Raw genomic sequence first — 18,459 nt, 5'->3', positions numbered from 1 at the left:
TTTAATCTCTAAATAAAATGATGTCACAAAAAAAGCTGCAAAAATAATCATTATTGCAGCTTTTTAATTAAAACCTAAATTCCTTCTATTTGATATCTAAAGCTGTTGAAACTTTACGCATTTTAGCCTTGATTTCGGCAAATCCCGGATTGTGAATACTACCTATGTGGGTATGATTTTTTCCGGCTTCCGGCTTGTATGTTCCATCCTGAACCTGGCCTCCAATCTGTTGATAAGCCTCTCTAAAGGATTTACCTTCCACTACCAGATCGTTAATGCTATCAACAGTAAATAAGTATTTGTACTTCTCATCATTCAGGTCAATTTCTTTAACGATCACCTGACCAATCGCATAATCAAAGATCTCTAAAATGTCCTTGATGGTCTCAACCGCGCTTATAGTATTTTCCTTCAATAATTGATAATCTCTGTGATACCCGCTGGGCAAATTATTAGTAATTAGTACCATTTCGGTACTTAAGGACTGAATCTTATTACACTTCCCACGTATCAGCTCAAAAACATCAGGATTCTTTTTATGCGGCATAATACTGCTTCCCGTAGTCAGATGCTCAGGGAAACTCACAAAACCAAAATTCTGACTCATATACAAGCACACATCCATCGCAAAACGAGACAGTGTGTTAGCTAAACTCCCTAAGGTCGAAGCTAGTGTACGTTCGCTTTTACCGCGTGCCATTTGCGCTGCAACCACGTTGTATTTCATCGTAGCAAAACCCAATTCTTTGGTCGTCATCTGGCGATCTATGGGAAAAGAACTTCCGTAACCTGCCGCAGAACCCAATGGATTTTGGTCAACAATATCTTGAGTGGCATTGATCAACATCACATCGTCGATCAATAATTCGGCGTAAGCTGTAAACCAAAGACCAAAACTGCTAGGCATTGCAACCTGTAAATGCGTATAGCCCGGCAACAACTTATCTTCATGCGTTTCACCAAGAGTCATTAAGGTTTCAAATAATGAAACCGTACGTGCTTTTATTTGCTGTAACTGTTCTTTATAATACAACTGAAGCGCTACCAAAACCTGATCGTTACGCGAGCGCGCCGTGTGTACTTTTTTACCGGTATCACCAAGAATAAGGGTTAATTCTGCTTCTAGTTTAGAATGAATATCTTCATATTCGGGCTCAATAAAAAAATCCGGATTTTGCGTATGCGCTTCTAAAATATCAAGCTGCGGAAGCAAACTTTTCAATTCTTCATCGGTGAGAATGCCTATTTTATTCAGCATTTTTACGTGCGCGCGTGTTGCTTGCACATCATATTTTGCAATATGCACATCGATCTCACGGTCGTTACCCACCGTAAAATCAATGATCTTAGTATCTATATCGGCACCTTTGTCCCAAAGTTTCATATCTCTTGTTTTTTCATTCCCTAGTAATAGGGAATCTAATTATTCCGCGAAGGCGAAAATCTTAAAGTATACTTTTCAGCAAATCTATATAAATTTCGATTCCTTCTTCGATTTCATTTACGTAGATAAATTCATTAGCGCTGTGAGAGCGCGTACTGTCTCCTGGACCCAATTTAAGCGAAGGGCAACTCAATACCGCCTGATCGCTGAGTGTTGGTGAGCCATAAGTGGTACGCCCTAGCGCAATGCCGGCTTTCACCAAATCGTGATCTACAGGAATTGAAGAAGAATTCAATCGTAAACTACGCGGAATGATCTCATCGCAAGGTGCTTTTTCCTGAAGTAAATCGGCAACTTCCTGATTAGAATATTTATCATTTACGCGTACATCTACAACCAACTCCACATCTGCCGGAACCGCGTTATGCTGCTTCCCTCCTTTGATCTGAGTCACGGTCATTTTTACTTCGCCCAAAGCATCTGAAACCTTCTCAAAAGTAAAATCTTTAAACCACTGCAAAACATCAATGCAATTATAAATCGCGTTGTTATCGTTAGGATGTGCTGCGTGAGAAGGCGTTCCTTTCACTTTGGCATCAAACACCACAAGGCCTTTTTCGGCAACTGCAAGATTCATCAACGTAGGTTCGCCCACAATAGCAACATCTACCGGCGGAATCACCTTAAGCATACTATTCAAACCATTGGGACCGCTGCTTTCTTCTTCACCACTGGCCACAATAACCAAATTGTACTTTGGATTTTCCTGCGCGTAGAAATAAGTGAAGGTTGCGATTAACGAAACCAAACATCCACCTGCATCGTTACTCCCTAAACCATACAATTTACCATCTTCTACATCGGGACTGTACGGATCGCGTGTATACCCGTTATTAGGCTGCACCGTGTCGTGATGACTGTTAAGCAGCAACGTGGTTTTGCCTTCTTCAAAGTTTTTATTGGTCGCCCAGATATTATTAGCCTGTCTTTTAAAAGGAATATCGTGCGCATTAAACCAAGCTTCAATAATCGCAGCGGTACCTTCTTCTTCCGAAGAAAAAGATTGGGTTGCGATCAATTTTTTAAGTAGCTCAATGGCTTCCTGTGTAAGTTGCTCTCTATTCATTACAGTCTTAAGGTTGTAAAATTAGCATCTTTATTGTGTAGCATTTCGGGCTTACCTAAACGTACTTGCTGCACACCGCCTTTTAAAGCGTAAAAACAGTTTTCCATCTTCGGAAGCATTCCATCTGCTATTATTTTTTCTTCTAACAATTCAGCATATTTAGCTGAATCGATGTCTTTAACTACTGAAGTATCATCGTTGATGTCGAGTAAAACACCGTTCTTTTCGAAGCAATAATTCAACGTAACTTCATAGTTTGCTGAAAGTCCGCGTGCCAATTCACACGCGATCGTATCTGCATTGGTATTGAATAATTGCCCGTTTCCATCATGCGTGATCGCACAAAATGCGGGCGTAATCCCGATACTCAAAAGCTTATCGATCATCTCTGAATCTACCGCAACCACGTCACCCACAAAACCAAAATCGATTTCCTTGACAGGGCGCTTTACCGATAAGATCGTATTCCCATCAGCTCCCGAAAATCCAATCGCATTGCAATTTCTGGCTTGCAAACCGGCAACGATGCTTTTGTTCACTTTTCCGCCGTAAACCATCGTAATTACTTCAACCGTTTCTGCATCGGTAATTCTACGACCATTCACCATGTTCACCGGAATTGCTAACCGCTCAGCTAGCTGACTTGCCAGCTTTCCGCCACCGTGCACTAAAATCTTCGGCTCCGGGAGCGCTGCAAAAGCATCTAAAAAAGACTGAAGATCTTCTTCTTTCTCGATAATGTTTCCGCCTACTTTGACGATGTTTAGCTTTTTCATTTTCGGCTTTTAATTCAGGTTTTCTAATATCTTTTTCAAAACCACCTGAGCTGAAAACGTACGGTTGTTTGCCTGCTCGATCACCACAGATTGTTCACCATCTAAAACTTCGTCTGCAACGATCACATTACGACGTACCGGCAAACAATGCATAAATTTGGCGTCACCCAGTTTTTCATCGGTGATCGTCCAACTGCTGTGCGAATCTACAGTTGCCAAAACTTTACCGTAATCCTCATAATTACTCCAGTTTTTGACATAGACAAAATCTGCATCTTTTAAGGCTTCATCTTGATCATAAACCACAGGGGTATCTTTCATCGTAGCATCGCTCAGTTCGTAACCTTTAGGATGCGTAACCGTAAGGTCAACATCCATTTTCTGCATCATCCCGATAAAGGAATTAGCCACCGCGTGCGGTAATGCTTTAGGATGTGGTGCCCAGCTCAATACCACTTTTGGCTTTTTCTTTTGAGAAAGTTCTGTGATGGTAATAGCATCTGCCAAAGCCTGTAATGGATGTGCTGTTGCACTTTCCATATTGACCACCGGTACTGTGGCGTATTTTACGAAATTGGAGATCACGTATTCTGACTCGTCTTTAGCTTTATCAGTCAAGGTTGGGAAAGCACGTACCGCAATAACATCACCATATTGCGAGATCACTTTTGCCGCTTCTTTCACGTGCTCAGAAGTATCTGTATTCATCACAGTGCCGTCTTCAAATTCTAACTTCCAAGCGTCGCTGTTAAAGTTCATCACCGTAACATCCATTCCTAAGTTACTTGCTGCTTTTTCTGTACTTAGACGCGTGCGCAAACTCGAGTTGAAAAACAGCATCACCAGGCGCTTGCGCTTTCCTAAATGTTCATATGCATATGGATTTGCTTTTAACGCGCGTGCTTCGGCGATTAATTCCTGTAGATCTGTAATGTCGTCTAAACCGGTGTATTTTTTCATTAGTTGATTCCTGTCAAAATGTTAGATAGCAGCCGAAATCTCTGCTAGATTTATATTATTATAAGTTGTTTAATTCTATTTTAAGCGCTTCAAAAAACTGATCGATATGCTCGTTCTGAACCGTCAATGGTGGAAGAATACGTATCAAGTTTTTGTTTTTTGCACTTCCCGTAAAAATATGCTGATCGTAAATCAGTTTTTTACGTAAGGCCGCAGTATCAAAATCAAATTCGATTCCCAGCATCAAACCGCGCCCTTTTACCGCTTTGATCTGCGGAATTTCAGTAGTTTTTGCTTTAAAATGATCTGAAACGCGTAACGCGTGCGCCATCAAATCTTCTTCTTCTAAAACTTCGAGAACGGTCAAGGCTGCGGTACACGCCAAGTGATTTCCACCAAAGGTGGTTCCCAGCATTCCGTATTCTGCTTTGATCGAAGGGTGAATGAGAATTCCACCAACCGGAAATCCGTTCCCCATTCCTTTAGCCATCGAGATTAACTCAGGCTCCACATTATATTCCTGAAAAGCAAAAAAATTGCCGGTACGGCCAAAACCTGCCTGAACTTCGTCTGCAATAAGACAAGTGCCGGTTTCCTTGCATAGTTTATCAACGCCTTCATAAAATTCTGCAGTGCTGATGTCTAAACCACCAACGCCTTGAATAAACTCTACGATAACCGCACAAACATCACCTTTTGCTAGAACAGCGGCTAAAGCATCTAGATCTCCTAAGGGTAAAAATTCAACTTCTTGCTGTGCATTAATAGGTGCGACAATCTTAGGATTATCGGTCGCGGCAACAGCTGCTGAAGTTCTTCCGTGAAAACTGTTGTGAAAAGCGACTACTTTTTTTCTTCCGGTAACGAAAGATGCCATTTTCAGCGCATTCTCATTAGCCTCGGCTCCACTGCTACACATAAATAATTGATAGCCGGGACAATTTGCCTGAAGCGGTAATTTTTCACCTAAAGCTTCCTGTAATGGATTTTTAACCGCATTACTGTAAAAGCCTATATCGCCCAATTGCTTGGTAAGATTTTCTACATATTTAGGATGTGCGTGACCTATGGAGATCACTGCATGACCTCCATAAAGATCCAAATATTTGGTAGGCGCTGCATCATAAACCCAGACGTCCTGAGCTTTAATGGGTGTCACATCATAAAGTGGATAAACATCAAATAAACTCATTATTTCTGGTCTGTTTTTATAACATTAATTTTATTGAAAGATGCAACCATACCCTGAATCAACGACGAACTCAAGCCTTTATGCTCCATCTCGTTCAAACCTTCTATGGTGCAGCCTTTTGGTGTGGTTACACGATCGATCTCTTCTTCAGGATGGTTCCCGGAATCAATCAATAATTTGGACGCACCATTACAGGTGTGCATCGCCAATTCTTGTGCTTCTTTAGCATCAAATCCTAATTGAATTGCTGCCTGTGTTGTGGCACGAATTAAGCGCATCCAGAATGCGATTCCGCTAGCGCAGACTACTGTTGCTGCTTGCATTTGCTTTTCAGGAATGATCAAGCTGTTTCCTAATCTGTTGAAAATAGCTTCGGCGATCTTAATGCGCTTCATTCCTTTCTCATTACTCGCCAAACACGTCATCGACGCACCAACGGCAATTGCTGTATTTGGCATCGCACGTATGATAAACTGGTCTGTACCTACAATATCTTCTATTTGCGAAATTTGATAGCCTGTGATGGTGGAGATCAACACGTGCTTATCGGTCAATTCATTTTTAATATCGTGTAAAATAGAACCCAACTGCGCAGGTTGTACCGCAAAAATCAAAATATCAGATTTTTGTACTGCCTCCACATTGTCTGAAGTCACAAACACGTTTTTATATTCGGCGTATGACTCAATCCCAGCCGGGTTACGGCGCGTCATGTACAAAGAAGTGATCGCATTGTTGGTAATTAAACCTTTAGCTATAGAAAGTCCCAAATTACCCGTACCTATGATTGCTATTTTCATATGTAATATTTTTTTATCATTTCCGCCCTTCGACTATCGCTCAGGATAAACTTCAGGCGGAAATCGTTTAAACGCCTCTCTTAAGGCTTAGAAATAACTTCCTTTTAAATTCAAGCCTTCGGTTTGTGGTAGGCCAAAAATCAAGTTCATATTCTCTACCGCCTGTCCTGAAGCTCCTTTTAAAAGGTTATCAATACAACTGGTGATCAATAATTGATTTTCATGCTTATGCAAGTGAATTAAACATTTATTTGTGTTCACCACTTGCTTCATATGAATATCTGAATCGGAAACAAAGGTGAATGGCGCTTCGGCATAAAAATCGGTGTAGATTTTTTTAATAGCTTCCAGGTCTCCTTCAAATTTGGTGTACGCGGTGGCGAAAATTCCACGAGAGAAATTCCCACGATTTGGAAGAAAGAAAATCTCCTTGTCAAATCCGCTTTGCAAACTTTTAACCGACTGATTGATCTCACCCATATGCTGATGGGTAAACGGCTTGTAATACGAAAAGTTATTGTCTCTCCAGGTGTAATGCGTTGTTGCTGAAAGTGAGGTTCCCGCACCGGTAGCTCCGGTAACCGCATTGATATGAATGTCTGAAGTAATATTTTTTGAATCTGCTAACGGAAGTAATGCCAACTGGATCGCAGTAGCAAAACACCCAGGATTTGCAATAGACCCCGCTTGTTTGATCTCATCTTTATTCAGCTCCGGAAGGCCGTAAATGAATTCTCTTCCTTGAAACTCAGCGTCTGGTTTTAGCCTGAAATCGTTACTTAAATCAATAATGATTGTTTCTTCAGAAAACACATTTTTATCTAAAAAAGCTGTTGAATTTCCGTGTCCTAAACACAAGAAAACCACATCAACGTCAAAATCAACCGTGTCTGCAAACCGAATATCAGTACTCCCTAAAAGGTCCTGATGCACATCGCTCAATAGGTTTCCAGCATTCGAAGTACTGAAAACAAAACTTAAATCAACATAATTATGATTCAGTAGAATTCTGATTAACTCTCCTGCCGTATAACCGGCACCGCCAATTATTCCTGCTTTGATCATGAGTCTCCGTTTACGTGGTTGTAAATCTTGTTTTGATTCCCGGTGATTTTGATAAAGCCTTTAGCATCATTTGCCGTCCAACCTTTGTTCATCTCACCATACGCACCAAAGGAAGCATTCATCAAATCGTGATCAGATTTTATACCTTCTAAAGTGAATCGATACGGTTGAAGAGTGACATACACCTCACCTGAAACGTTCTTTTGACTATCGGTTAAAAAAGCTTCCAGATTGCGCATTGCGGGATCAAGATACTGTCCCTCGTGCAGGTGCATTCCGTAAAAGTTAGATAAGTAATCTTTGTGCTGCATTTGCCATTTTGTAAGCGTGTGCTTCTCTAGCAAATGATGCGCTTTAAGAATAATAACGGGCGCAGCAGCTTCAAAACCTACACGACCTTTGATCCCGATAATCGTGTCACCCACGTGAATATCGCGACCGATACCAAACGGAGCCGCAAGTTTTTGTAAAGCTTCGATATTTTCTACCGGAGATCCTGATTTGCCATTTACAGCGGTAAGTTCGCCCTTTTCAAAAGTCAAGGTCACTTTTTCTGCTTCAGACTTTTCTACCTGAGAAGGAAAAGCCGACTCCGGCAAACCTTGGTGTGAAGTCAAGGTTTCACTTCCGCCAACAGAAGTTCCCCATAGTCCACGGTTTATAGAGTATTGTGCTTTTTCCCAAGACATCTCAACACCGTGACTTTTTAAATAATCGATCTCTTCTTGACGTGAAAGTTTTAAATCTCTAATCGGTGTGATGATCTCGATCTCAGGTGCTAATGTTTGAAAGATCATATCAAAACGTACTTGATCGTTTCCTGCACCGGTGCTTCCGTGAGCTACATATTCTGCACCAATAGACTTTGCATAATTGATGATCTCAACCGCCTGGATGATACGTTCTGCACTTACCGAAAGTGGATACGTATTGTTTTTCAATACGTTCCCAAAGATCAAATACTTTACTACTTTATCATAAAAGCGGTCTACCGCTTGTACATTTTTGTAGGTTTTTGCACCGATTTTTAAGGCTTTAGATTCGATTTCATCAATCTCTTCTTGCGTAAAACCACCGGTATTGATGCTTACCGCGTGAACTTCAAATCCTTTTTCTTCTGAAAGGTATTTTGCACAATAACTGGTATCTAAGCCGCCGCTGTAGGCGAGAACTAATTTTTTCATTTTATTCTATTTATTCTGAAAACGCTCGGTAAGTGAGCTTAAGGTTTTTATTCTTCTTTTTTTTTATCTTTTTTCAAAAACAAGTGTTCTTTGATGCTTTTTAAGCGCGTAAATGCTTTGGGATTTACCTCTTCTTTCTCACGAACTCGTTGATTGATTTTCTCTTCAATTTCCTGCTTTTTCTTTTCTTCCTTTTCAGGATCATAAAGCATTCCTGTGCATAGACACATTTTTTGCTCGGTGCGTTGAAGAATGTCGTAGTTTCTGCAGGTTTGGCAACCTTTCCAGAAGGTAGGATCATCTGTAAGCTCTGAGAAGGTCACAGGACGGTAGCCCAAATCTGAGTTGATCTTCATCACCGCAAGACCGGTGGTAATCCCAAAGACTTTGGCATCAGGATACTTATCACGGGAGTGATTAAAGATCGCTTCTTTGATCTGACGTGCGAGTCCGCTACCTCTATAATCCGGATGAACAATTAAACCTGAATTAGCAACAAACTTACCGTGGCCCCAGGCCTCGATATAGCAAAAACCGGCAAATTTTTCACCATCAAGAGCGATGACAGCATTGCCGTTTTCCATTTTTGTAATGACATATTCAGGAGTACGTTTGGCGATTCCGGTGCCACGTACTTTTGCAGATTCTGCGATGGTATCGCAAATATATTGTGCATATCCCGCGTGGGATTTGTTAGCAATAATAATTTCCATATTCAATTGAATTGGAAGTTAGAAAAAAGTGAAATTGTAATTTGAATCGAAAGTTGGAACCGGACTCACCTAAGTTCCCTAAAAATATGCACCCACTAGGGGCGGCGGCGCTCACGGCGGCGTACAGGAATATAAACCAATGTAGTGTTGGTTCTGTTAACTGGGTATAAAGAATTAAGCAACGCATTTACCGCTTGCTTTAGTTCTGTTATATGTCTTTTTATTCCCTTCATTGTTGATGCTAAAATACAAAGTAGATTTAAATGAGCCTTCAGAATTTTTCAGAAATATCAAATAAATCTACTTTTTTATGATTTTATCAGATTTAAACTAAAAATCAGAATTTCACTGAAATTTTAATAATCAATACTGCTTTTTACAAAGTTTACAATAAGTAATCTGTACTTACAAAGTTTGACTTTTTGGTATCTAGAAGCTCGTTGAGTATCGCATTGTTGTAAGCATTGTCTTTAGAAGCCACAAAGGTGCGTATCGAGAACGATCTTAATGCATCATGAACACTCAACGTACTCACCGCTGAATCCTTTCTTCCCGTAAACGGATAGACATCCGGACCACGTTGACACGAACTATTTAAATTAACTCTGCAGACCAAATTAACCAAGGTGTCTATCAAAGGAGCAAGCGCTTTTACATCTTTACCAAAGAGACTTACTTGCTGGCCATAATTAGATTCGGCCATATCATCTAAAGGTTCGTCGATGTGTTTAAAAGTCAGTACCGGAACTACAGGTCCAAACTGTTCTTCTTTGTAAACTTCCATTTCTTTAGTTACCGGAAATAATACCGCAGGCCAAATAAAGTTTTCTGAACGTTCCCCTCCTTTAGCATTAATGATCTTTGCTCCTTTTTCTTTAGCATCATCAATCAACTGCTGAATATAATCTGGTTTTGAAGGCTCTGGAAGTGGCGTGAGTTTCACATCGTCTTCCCAAGGTAAACCAAATTTTAAAGCATCAACGGCTTCGGCATATTTTCTATTGAAGGTTTCTGCGATATTTTCATGTACATAGATCACTTTTAAAGCTGTACAGCGCTGGCCATTAAAAGATAGTGTTCCTGCGATGCATTCGGCAACAGCAAGATCAAGATCTGCATCGGGTAAAATGATAGCAGGATTTTTTGCTTCGAGACCCAGAACTAAGCGTAAACGATTTTGTTTTGGGTGTAATGCCTGAAGCGAATTGGCCGAAGAACTATGACCAATTAATGCTAAAACATCGACCTTTCCGGTTTTCATAATTGGTGTTGCCACTGCTCGACCTCTACCAAAAAGAATATTCACCACTCCTGCGGGAAAACTTTCTTGAAATGCTTCAAGCAATGGCGTGATTAAAAGAACGCCATGTTTAGCCGGTTTGAAAACCGCAGTATTCCCCATAATCAATGCAGGAATCAGCAAGCAAAAGGTTTCATTAAGCGGGTAGTTATAAGGCCCCAAACAAAGCACGACTCCTAATGGCCCGCGTCTAATATGTGCGTGAATACCTCCTTCTTTATAGAATTTGGCACTCTCCCGATCCATATTCTTGTAATCTTCTATGGTATCGAGAATATATTCTACCGTACGATCAAACTCTTTTTGCGAATCAGGATAATTTTTACAAATCTCCCACATGAGTAGCTTCACAATAAGTTCGCGCTTTTCTTTCATTTTTGTAACGAAAGTTTCCATACACTTAATGCGGTCAGCTACTTTCATCGTTGGCCATAAGCCCTGACCTCGATCATAGGCTTTATGCGCAGCATCAACTGCCGCAATAGCTTCTGGCTCTCCCAAGGTAGGAATAGAACCGAGTCGCGTAGGTGTGCGCTCCCCATCATTTTCTGTATGGATACTTGAGAAAACATCTGAAGTTTCTCCACTCCAATTATGCAGTTTCCCATCAATAAGATAGGTGCGCTGCTCAATGGGTGTTACTTTAAATTGATCTGGAATTTCTGCTGTAATTTTTTTCATTGGTTGGTTAGTTTTTGGTGAAAAGGTAATTATGCGTTGTTTATCAATTCATCAGAAATATACAGCTTAAATTATTAACTTATAGATTCTTCTATCTTTAAATTAAGAATTCAAATAAATCTGGTTTATCGTTTAAGTATTCTCCAAAAAAGTTTCTACTTTTCATTCGATCGATAAGCGGTTGTAGGTCTTTGCGGTCTTTAAGCTCAATCCCTACCACAGCCGGACCATCTTCACGAGATGTTTTCTTTTTATATTCAAAAAAAGTAATGTCATCTTCCGGACCTAAGATTTCATTTAAGAACTCACGCAATGCGCCTGCGCGCTGTGGGAATCTAATGATGAAATAATGCTTCAAACCACGATATAACAGAGCACGCTCTTTTATTTCGGCAGTACGTGTAATATCGTTGTTGCTTCCGCTCACAATACACACCACGTTTTTGCCTTTGATCTCATCTGCAAACTGATCTAACACAGATAGCGTAAGCGCTCCCGCGGGCTCGACCACAATCGCCTCTTTGTTATAAAGATCAAGAATAGTCTGGCAAACTTTCCCTTCAGGAACAGTCACCATTTTTTCTAAATATTCTTTGCATATCGCAAAGGTTCGTTCTCCTACACGTTGTACCGCAGCACCATCGACAAACTTTTCGATCAAGGAAAGCGTCGTATTTTCTTTATTAAATATCGAAGTACTCATAGACGGAGCTCCTTCAGGCTCTACTCCTATTATTTTAGTATTCGGCGAAAGCAAATGAAAAACCGTACTCAAACCTGAAGCTAGACCACCACCACCAACGGGAACAAAAACATAGTCTATCTCTTCTTTGCTCTGCTCAATAATCTCCAAACCTACAGTAGCCTGACCTTCAATAATTTTTTCATCATCAAAAGGATGTACAAAGATTTTACCCAGCGCATCACATTCAATTTTTGAAGCTTTATAGGCATCGTCAAATGTGTCTCCGGTAAGTACGATTTTGGCATATTCGCCACCAAACATCTCTACCTGCTCAATCTTTTGTTTTGGCGTAGGCGATGGCATAAAAATCGTACCATTAATCTTCAGCTTTGCGCAGGCAAAAGCCACGCCTTGTGCATGATTTCCTGCGCTTGCACAAACGATTCCTTTGGCGCGCTCTTCTTCGGTTAACGAATTGATTTTATTGAATGCTCCTCGGATTTTATAGGACCTCACCTGTTGCAAATCTTCACGCTTCAGCATAACATTGGCGTCAAACTTGCGCGAATAATTTAAACTCGGCATTAAAGGAGTCAACGCAGCAACACCTTCCAAGGTTTTTGCTGCTTCCTTTATCTGCTCTAGGTCAGGAAAAAATGTGGTTTTTAAATCGCCCAAAATAAAAGTATTAGGATTAAGTAAGCCTGTCTCAAAATGCATTGTGACAGGCTTATTTTTTATTGAGTTTAGAAAATCTTTAAGCTGTCACAGCCTCTCCAGAAGCTACGGTCTTAATGTCTTTCATCGCAGTCATTGACTCACGTAACCAAGCTCCTACAGCCTCTACTTCGTGAGCACGAATCGCATCGTTTACAGCAATAAGTGTTTTGTTATCTACACTGTTGTCTGTCGCATATGCTTTACCAATCACATTGGTATCAATGCCTTTCATAAACTCGGTAAGCATTGGCTTACACGCGTGATCAAATAAGTAACAACCATATTCTGCTGTATCAGAAATCACACGGTTCATTTCGAATAATTTCTTACGAGCAATCGTATTTGCGATAAGTGGCGTTTCGTGAAGCGACTCATAATAAGCAGATTCTTCAATGATTCCGGCTTCGGTCATGGTTTCAAAAGCGAGTTCTACACCGGCTTTTACCATTGCCACCATTAACACCCCGTGATCAAAGAATTCCTGCTCGCTGATTTCCTGACTTCCTGCAGGTGTTTTTTCAAAAGCTGTCTCTCCTGTTGCTGCTCTCCATTTAAGAAGATTTGCATCATCATTAGCCCAGTCTTCCATCATTGTTTTTGAGAAATGACCAGAGATGATATCATCCATATGTTTGTGGAATAATGGACGTGTGATATCTTTAATTTCTTCAGCCAGTTCAAAAGCTTTGATTTTTGAAGGATTGTTCAAACGATCCATCATATTTGTGATTCCACCGTGCTTTAACGCTTCGGTAATGGTTTCCCAACCATACTGAATCAATTTTGAAGCATAACCTGCATCGATTTCTTTTTCAACCATTTTGTCAAAGCAAAGAATAGAACCGGTTTGCAACATTCCACAAAGAATGGTTTGCTCACCCATCAAATCACTTTTTACTTCAGCAACAAAAGAAGATTCAAGAACACCCGCTCTGTGACCACCGGTTGCTACAGCATATGCTTTTGCCTGATCAAGACCTTTTCCTTCAGGATCATTTTCAGGGTGTACAGCAATAAGTGTAGGTACACCAAAACCACGTTTGTACTCCTCACGCACTTCAGAACCCGGACATTTAGGCGCACACATAATTACAGTCAAGTCTTTGCGCACTTGCATTCCTTCTTCTACGATATTGAAACCGTGGCTATACGCCAAAGTAGCTCCTTCTTTCATCAACGGCATAACCGTAGAAACCACAGCAGTATGCTGCTTATCTGGTGTTAGGTTACAAACCAAATCTGCAGTTGGGATAAGTTCGTCATACGTTCCTACCGTAAAACCATTATCTACAGCATTTTTATACGAAGCTCTTTTCTCTTTAATCGCACCTTCGCGCAACGCATAAGAAATATCTAAGCCGCTGTCACGCATGTTTAACCCTTGGTTTAACCCTTGCGCACCACAACCTACGATGACTACTTTTTTTCCGCGTAAAGCTTCCACCCCATTTGAAAATTCTTCAGATTCCATAAAGCGGCATTTGGCAAGTTGTGCCAACTGTTCTCTTAGGGATAGTGTATTAAAGTAATTTGACATTTTGATTTATTTTTAATGATATTGATTAGTTAATTTTAATTGCGCTGCTAAAGGGTTTCTTCCCTAGCCTATGCGCGATAGTTTACTCGGCAAATTCTGCCAGCATTTTAGAGATTTTCATTTCGTCTTTAGTTACCGAAATTCTTCCGGAACGTACAAATTGCATAATTCCGAAAGCGCTTAATTCGCGGTATAAAAGTTCGATCTCACTACGGCGACCGGCTTTCTCCAAAACAAAGAACTCTTTGTTCACGGTTACGATACGTGCACTACTTTCTTTTATGATATTCTGAATTTGGCGCTCTTCAAACAACAAGTCTGATTTGATTTTAAACAGACAAGTCTCTAAAAAGATGGTCTCTTCATCGGTGTGATAATACGCTTTGATCACCTCAACCTGCTTCTCCAGCTGACCGATGATCTTTTTCATACGTTCTTCGGTAAGGTTGATCACAATAGTAAATCGCGACACGCCTTCTATCTCTGAAATCGAAGTGTTTAAACTCTCGATATTTATTTTTCTACGCTGAAATATCGCCGAAATACGGTTAAGCAAACCGATGTTATTTTCGGTATATATAGAAACGGTATATGTTTTTGTTTCGCTCATAACTACTCAAGTCTAATATCTGAAACTGATGCTCCTGTTGGGATCATCGGGAATACGTTATCTTCTTTTTCTACAGTAACTTCCAAGAAGTAAGGCCCTTCTGAAGCTAGCATTTCTTCGATAGCCCCTGCAAGGTCTTCACGTTTTGAAACGCGCTTTGCATCTATATAGTACCCTTTTGCAATAGCCACAAAATCCGGGTTGATCAATTCGGTTGAAGCATAACGACGGTCAAAGAACAACTGTTGCCACTGGCGCACCATTCCGAGGAAATCATTATTCAACACCACGATCTTTACAGGAACTTTAGTCTGAAAAATGGTTCCCAATTCTTGAATGGTCATTTGATAACCACCATCGCCAATGATCGCAACTACAGGACGCTCTGGCGCTCCCATTTTTGCTCCAATCGCTGCCGGAAGTGCAAATCCCATCGTACCTAATCCTCCCGAAGTCACATTGCTTTTTGACTGGTTAAACTTGGCATAACGACAAGCGATCATTTGATGTTGACCAACGTCCGAAACGATCACGGCATCTCCTTTTGAAACTTTATTGATTCCTTCAAGGACTTCGCCCATCGTCAGACCTTCTTTTTCAGGAGTGATATCGTCTTTAATGATCTTGTCAAATTCTACCTGATACAGTTCTTTAAAACGATTATGCCATTCGGTATGCGTATTCTCTTTTAAAAGCGGAAGTAATGCTGCCAGCGTTTCTTTACTGTTTCCTAGAACAGCAATATCAGCTTCTACATTCTTATTCACCTCAGCAGGATCAATTTCAAAATGAATCACTTTTGCCTGCTTTGCGTAGGTATTTAAATTACCGGTAACACGATCGTCAAAACGCATCCCGATAGCAATCAATACATCACACTCGTTAGTCATTAAGTTAGGTGCATAATTTCCGTGCATCCCAACCATACCTACGTTTAAAGGGTGATCTGTAGGAATCGCTGAAACTCCAAGTATGGTCCAGGCTGCAGGTACTCCAGATTTTTCAACTACTGCCTTAAACTCTTCTTCTGCTTTACCCAAAATAACACCTTGCCCCCAAACGATCATTGGCTTTTTAGCATTATTGATTGCTTCAGCTGCAGCTTGCAACGCTTCAGGATTTAGTTTTGGGATCGGCTTATAGCTACGTACTGCTGTACATTTTTTATATGCAAAATCAAACTCTTCAAACTGTGCATCTTTTGTAATATCGATAAGCACAGGTCCCGGACGACCACTTTTTGCGATGTAAAAAGCCTTAGCCATCACCTCCGGAATTTCAGAAGCTTTAGTGATCTGATAATTCCATTTAGTAACCGGAGTAGAAATACCGATGATATCAGTCTCTTGAAACGCATCACTACCTAATAAATGCGAAGCCACCTGCCCGGTAATACAAACCATCGGCGTAGAGTCTATTTGTGCATCAGCGATCCCGGTAATAAGGTTAGTTGCACCAGGTCCCGATGTAGCGATAGCGACGCCTACTCTTCCGCTTACACGGGCGTAGCCTTGAGCGGCGTGCGTAGCACCTTGCTCGTGACGGGTCAAGACGTGATGAAGCTTGTCTTGATATTTATACAACTCGTCATAAACGGGCATAATCGCCCCTCCGGGATAGCCATAAAGTGTGTCTACACCTTCGGCAAGCAAGCATTTTATAATAGCTTCTTTTCCCGTTAAACGCTGCGTAGCTTCTACTGCAGTGTCTTGCAATTTGATTGTTTGTGTATTATCCATACCCTTCTACATTTCGTCTGTCACACAACCTTTAGAAGCTGACGAGACTGTTTTCGCATATTTATATAACGCTCCGCGTTGGAATCTAAGTTCCGGAGCTGTCCATTTTTCTCTTCGTTTTGCCAATTCTTCATCGGTAATATCGATGTTGATGGTATTCTTTACGGCATCAATAGAAATGACATCTCCATTTTCTACAAGTGCGATATTTCCACCCACTTGTGCTTCGGGAGAAACGTGCCCCACCACAAATCCGTGCGATCCACCAGAGAATCTTCCGTCAGTAATCAAAGCAACGTCTTTACCTAAACCGGCTCCCATAATTGAAGAGGTAGGCTTAAGCATTTCTGGCATTCCGGGACCACCTTTAGGTCCTTCATAGCGAATGATCACTACGTCACCTTTTTTAACTTTTCCTGATTTAATTCCTTCGTTTACCTCTAATTCGCTGTTGAATACATTGGCAGTTCCTGTAAACGAAAGCCCTTCCTTACCGGTAATCTTTGCTACAGCTCCTTCAGTAGCCAAGTTCCCGAATAGTATACGGATATGGCCACTATCTTTAATTGGCTTATCCAACGGTCTGATGATATCCTGACCATCTATAAGATTGGGAACATCTTTTAGGTTTTCAGCTAAAGACTTTCCGGTAACGGTTAAACAATCCCCGTGAAGCATATTGTTATCCAACATATATTTTAATACTCCCGGAATTCCGCCAACACCGTGTAAATCTTCCATAGAATATTTACCTGAAGGCTTAAGATCTGCTAACAACGGTGTGTTATCACTTAAGCGCTGAAAATCTTCAAGTGTAAAATCTACCTGCGCTGCTTTAGCAATTGCCAAGAAGTGCAATACCGCATTGGTAGAACCTCCTAAAACAGTCACCAAACGAATCGCATTCTCGAGCGACTCTTTAGTTACAATGTCTGAAGGTTTGATGTCGTGCTCTAATAAATATTTTAAAGCTTCACCTGCTTTAATACATTCCTGCTCTTTGATATTCGCATCAGTAACCGCAGGGTTCGATGAGTTAAAAGGCAATGACATTCCTAAAGCTTCAATAGCAGAAGCCATGGTGTTTGCAGTGTACATCCCACCGCAAGCCCCGGCACCCGGACACGCTTTATGTACCACTTCTTTAAACTCATTATCATCAATAGTTCCCGCTACTTTTTGACCATAAGCCTCAAATGCAGAGATGATATCTAGTTTTTTTCCGTTATGGCATCCGGAAGCGATCGTCCCTCCATAAACTAAGATCGACGGGCGATTTAATCGCAATTGCGCAATTAATGCTCCCGGCATATTTTTATCACAGCCCACAACTGTAACCAGACCATCATAACTCATTGCCTGAACTACGGTTTCCATAGAGTCGGCGATGATATCACGTGACGGCAGCGAGAAACGCATTCCCGGAGTTCCGTTAGAAATACCATCACTTACACCGATCGTATTGAAAATAAGTCCGACTAAATCTGCATTAGACGCACCTTTCTTGACGTAGGTAGCCAAATCATTAAGGTGCATATTACAAGGATTCCCCTCATAACCAGTACTTGCGATACCAATTAGTGGTTTTTTTAGATCCTCATCGGTTAAACCTATTGCGTGCAGCATTGCTTGAGCTGCAGGCAATGTTGGGTCTTGAGTTACAGTTTTACTGTATTTATTTAATTCCATTGTTATAATTCTAATTCGAAATTAATTATTCCCATTTTTTATCAATTCTTTTCCCAAAAAGCTTTGGATATACCAAAAATTCTCAAAAGGATTTTAAATTATTGATTTTCAGATTTTTAAACTAAAAATACTACTATGTTCAATAGTCGAAATTCGGTACGTTTAAATGCTAATCAAAAAAAAACCTTCCAGTTTAACGGAAGGTCTATTATTTAAATATGACGTTCCGCATCAACTACCGTTAATGACAATAATAGAACGTACACGAATTGCTGTTTTCATAATGGTAAAGCTATTT

At 40.6% G+C, this 18,459-nt stretch carries 15 protein-coding genes; all 15 read right to left on the bottom strand.

Annotated features, from left to right (window positions below):
- Positions 1-85 precede the first annotated feature (85 nt).
- Complete coding sequence (gene argH / locus WA338_RS07765) at positions 86-1,384, bottom strand: argininosuccinate lyase (protein ID WP_272985746.1); 1,299 nt, start codon at positions 1,382-1,384, stop codon at positions 86-88.
- Positions 1,385-1,445: 61 nt separating this feature from the next.
- Positions 1,446-2,510, bottom strand: a complete 1,065-nt coding sequence (locus WA338_RS07760) for a M20 family metallo-hydrolase (protein ID WP_273016374.1) — start codon at positions 2,508-2,510, stop codon at positions 1,446-1,448.
- Positions 2,510-3,286 carry an acetylglutamate kinase gene (gene argB, locus WA338_RS07755; RefSeq protein WP_273016376.1) on the bottom strand — a complete coding sequence of 259 codons (777 nt, stop codon included), beginning with the start codon at positions 3,284-3,286 and terminating at the stop codon, positions 2,510-2,512. Before argB ends, WA338_RS07760 begins: the two co-directional genes overlap by 1 nt.
- A 9-nt stretch (positions 3,287-3,295) precedes the next feature.
- On the bottom strand, positions 3,296-4,246 hold the full coding sequence (locus tag WA338_RS07750) for an N-acetylornithine carbamoyltransferase (protein WP_273016378.1): 951 nt from the start codon (positions 4,244-4,246) through the stop codon (positions 3,296-3,298).
- Between the two features lie 58 nt (positions 4,247-4,304).
- Entirely contained in the window at positions 4,305-5,438 is a 1,134-nt protein-coding gene (locus WA338_RS07745; RefSeq protein ID WP_272985752.1) for an aspartate aminotransferase family protein, read from the bottom strand.
- On the bottom strand, positions 5,438-6,238 hold the full coding sequence (proC, locus tag WA338_RS07740) for a pyrroline-5-carboxylate reductase (RefSeq protein WP_072979412.1): 801 nt from the start codon (positions 6,236-6,238) through the stop codon (positions 5,438-5,440). The genes WA338_RS07745 and proC overlap by 1 nt, the downstream gene beginning before the upstream one ends.
- An 87-nt stretch (positions 6,239-6,325) precedes the next feature.
- Entirely contained in the window at positions 6,326-7,303 is a 978-nt protein-coding gene (argC, locus tag WA338_RS07735) for an N-acetyl-gamma-glutamyl-phosphate reductase (protein ID WP_272985754.1), read from the bottom strand.
- The gene (argG, locus tag WA338_RS07730) at positions 7,300-8,487 is read right to left on the bottom strand and encodes an argininosuccinate synthase (RefSeq protein ID WP_009780574.1); all 1,188 of its coding nucleotides are present in this window, start codon (positions 8,485-8,487) and stop codon (positions 7,300-7,302) included. Before argG ends, argC begins: the two co-directional genes overlap by 4 nt.
- Positions 8,488-8,534: 47 nt before the next feature.
- Entirely contained in the window at positions 8,535-9,200 is a 666-nt protein-coding gene (locus WA338_RS07725; RefSeq protein ID WP_009780575.1) for a GNAT family N-acetyltransferase, read from the bottom strand.
- 385 nt (positions 9,201-9,585) lie between these two features.
- Positions 9,586-11,181 (bottom strand): NADP-dependent glyceraldehyde-3-phosphate dehydrogenase, encoded by a 1,596-nt coding sequence (locus WA338_RS07720; RefSeq protein ID WP_272985756.1) that lies wholly within the window; start codon positions 11,179-11,181, stop codon positions 9,586-9,588.
- A 97-nt stretch (positions 11,182-11,278) separates the two neighbouring features.
- Positions 11,279-12,586, bottom strand: coding sequence for a threonine ammonia-lyase IlvA (ilvA, locus tag WA338_RS07715; protein ID WP_009780577.1), 1,308 nt, complete (start codon positions 12,584-12,586; stop codon positions 11,279-11,281).
- 37 nt (positions 12,587-12,623) lie between these two features.
- A complete protein-coding gene (ilvC, locus tag WA338_RS07710) occupies positions 12,624-14,123 on the bottom strand; it encodes a ketol-acid reductoisomerase (RefSeq protein WP_009780578.1) in 1,500 nt (499 codons plus the stop codon).
- 82 nt (positions 14,124-14,205) lie between these two features.
- Entirely contained in the window at positions 14,206-14,733 is a 528-nt protein-coding gene (ilvN, locus tag WA338_RS07705; RefSeq protein WP_009780579.1) for an acetolactate synthase small subunit, read from the bottom strand.
- Positions 14,734-14,735: 2 nt separating this feature from the next.
- The gene (gene ilvB, locus WA338_RS07700; protein WP_009780580.1) at positions 14,736-16,472 is read right to left on the bottom strand and encodes a biosynthetic-type acetolactate synthase large subunit; all 1,737 of its coding nucleotides are present in this window, start codon (positions 16,470-16,472) and stop codon (positions 14,736-14,738) included.
- A 6-nt stretch (positions 16,473-16,478) separates the two neighbouring features.
- A complete protein-coding gene (gene ilvD, locus WA338_RS07695; protein WP_272985759.1) occupies positions 16,479-18,161 on the bottom strand; it encodes a dihydroxy-acid dehydratase in 1,683 nt (560 codons plus the stop codon).
- Between the last annotated feature and the right edge of the window lie 298 nt (positions 18,162-18,459).

It is taken from the genome of Leeuwenhoekiella sp. CH_XMU1409-2, from assembly GCF_037029365.1.
GTDB lineage: Bacteria > Bacteroidota > Bacteroidia > Flavobacteriales > Flavobacteriaceae > Leeuwenhoekiella > Leeuwenhoekiella blandensis.
The sequence above is the reverse complement of the archived record's forward strand: the minus strand, read 5'-3'. Positions and strand labels throughout refer to the sequence as shown.

Excerpts from the sequence above, each read along its gene's own strand:
- argH (WP_272985746.1), bottom strand. The coding sequence starts at position 1,384 with ATGAAACTTTGGGACAAAGGTGCCGATATAGATACTAAGATCATTGAT.
- WA338_RS07760 (WP_273016374.1), bottom strand. The coding sequence starts at position 2,510 with ATGAATAGAGAGCAACTTACACAGGAAGCCATTGAGCTACTTAAAAAA.
- argB (WP_273016376.1), bottom strand. The coding sequence starts at position 3,286 with ATGAAAAAGCTAAACATCGTCAAAGTAGGCGGAAACATTATCGAGAAA.
- WA338_RS07750 (WP_273016378.1), bottom strand. The coding sequence starts at position 4,246 with ATGAAAAAATACACCGGTTTAGACGACATTACAGATCTACAGGAATTA.
- WA338_RS07745 (WP_272985752.1), bottom strand. The coding sequence starts at position 5,438 with ATGAGTTTATTTGATGTTTATCCACTTTATGATGTGACACCCATTAAA.
- proC (WP_072979412.1), bottom strand. The coding sequence starts at position 6,238 with ATGAAAATAGCAATCATAGGTACGGGTAATTTGGGACTTTCTATAGCT.
- argC (WP_272985754.1), bottom strand. The coding sequence starts at position 7,303 with ATGATCAAAGCAGGAATAATTGGCGGTGCCGGTTATACGGCAGGAGAG.
- argG (WP_009780574.1), bottom strand. The coding sequence starts at position 8,487 with ATGAAAAAATTAGTTCTCGCCTACAGCGGCGGCTTAGATACCAGTTAT.
- WA338_RS07725 (WP_009780575.1), bottom strand. The coding sequence starts at position 9,200 with ATGGAAATTATTATTGCTAACAAATCCCACGCGGGATATGCACAATAT.
- WA338_RS07720 (WP_272985756.1), bottom strand. The coding sequence starts at position 11,181 with ATGAAAAAAATTACAGCAGAAATTCCAGATCAATTTAAAGTAACACCC.
- ilvA (WP_009780577.1), bottom strand. The coding sequence starts at position 12,586 with ATGCATTTTGAGACAGGCTTACTTAATCCTAATACTTTTATTTTGGGC.
- ilvC (WP_009780578.1), bottom strand. The coding sequence starts at position 14,123 with ATGTCAAATTACTTTAATACACTATCCCTAAGAGAACAGTTGGCACAA.
- ilvN (WP_009780579.1), bottom strand. The coding sequence starts at position 14,733 with ATGAGCGAAACAAAAACATATACCGTTTCTATATATACCGAAAATAAC.
- ilvB (WP_009780580.1), bottom strand. The coding sequence starts at position 16,472 with ATGGATAATACACAAACAATCAAATTGCAAGACACTGCAGTAGAAGCT.
- ilvD (WP_272985759.1), bottom strand. The coding sequence starts at position 18,161 with ATGGAATTAAATAAATACAGTAAAACTGTAACTCAAGACCCAACATTG.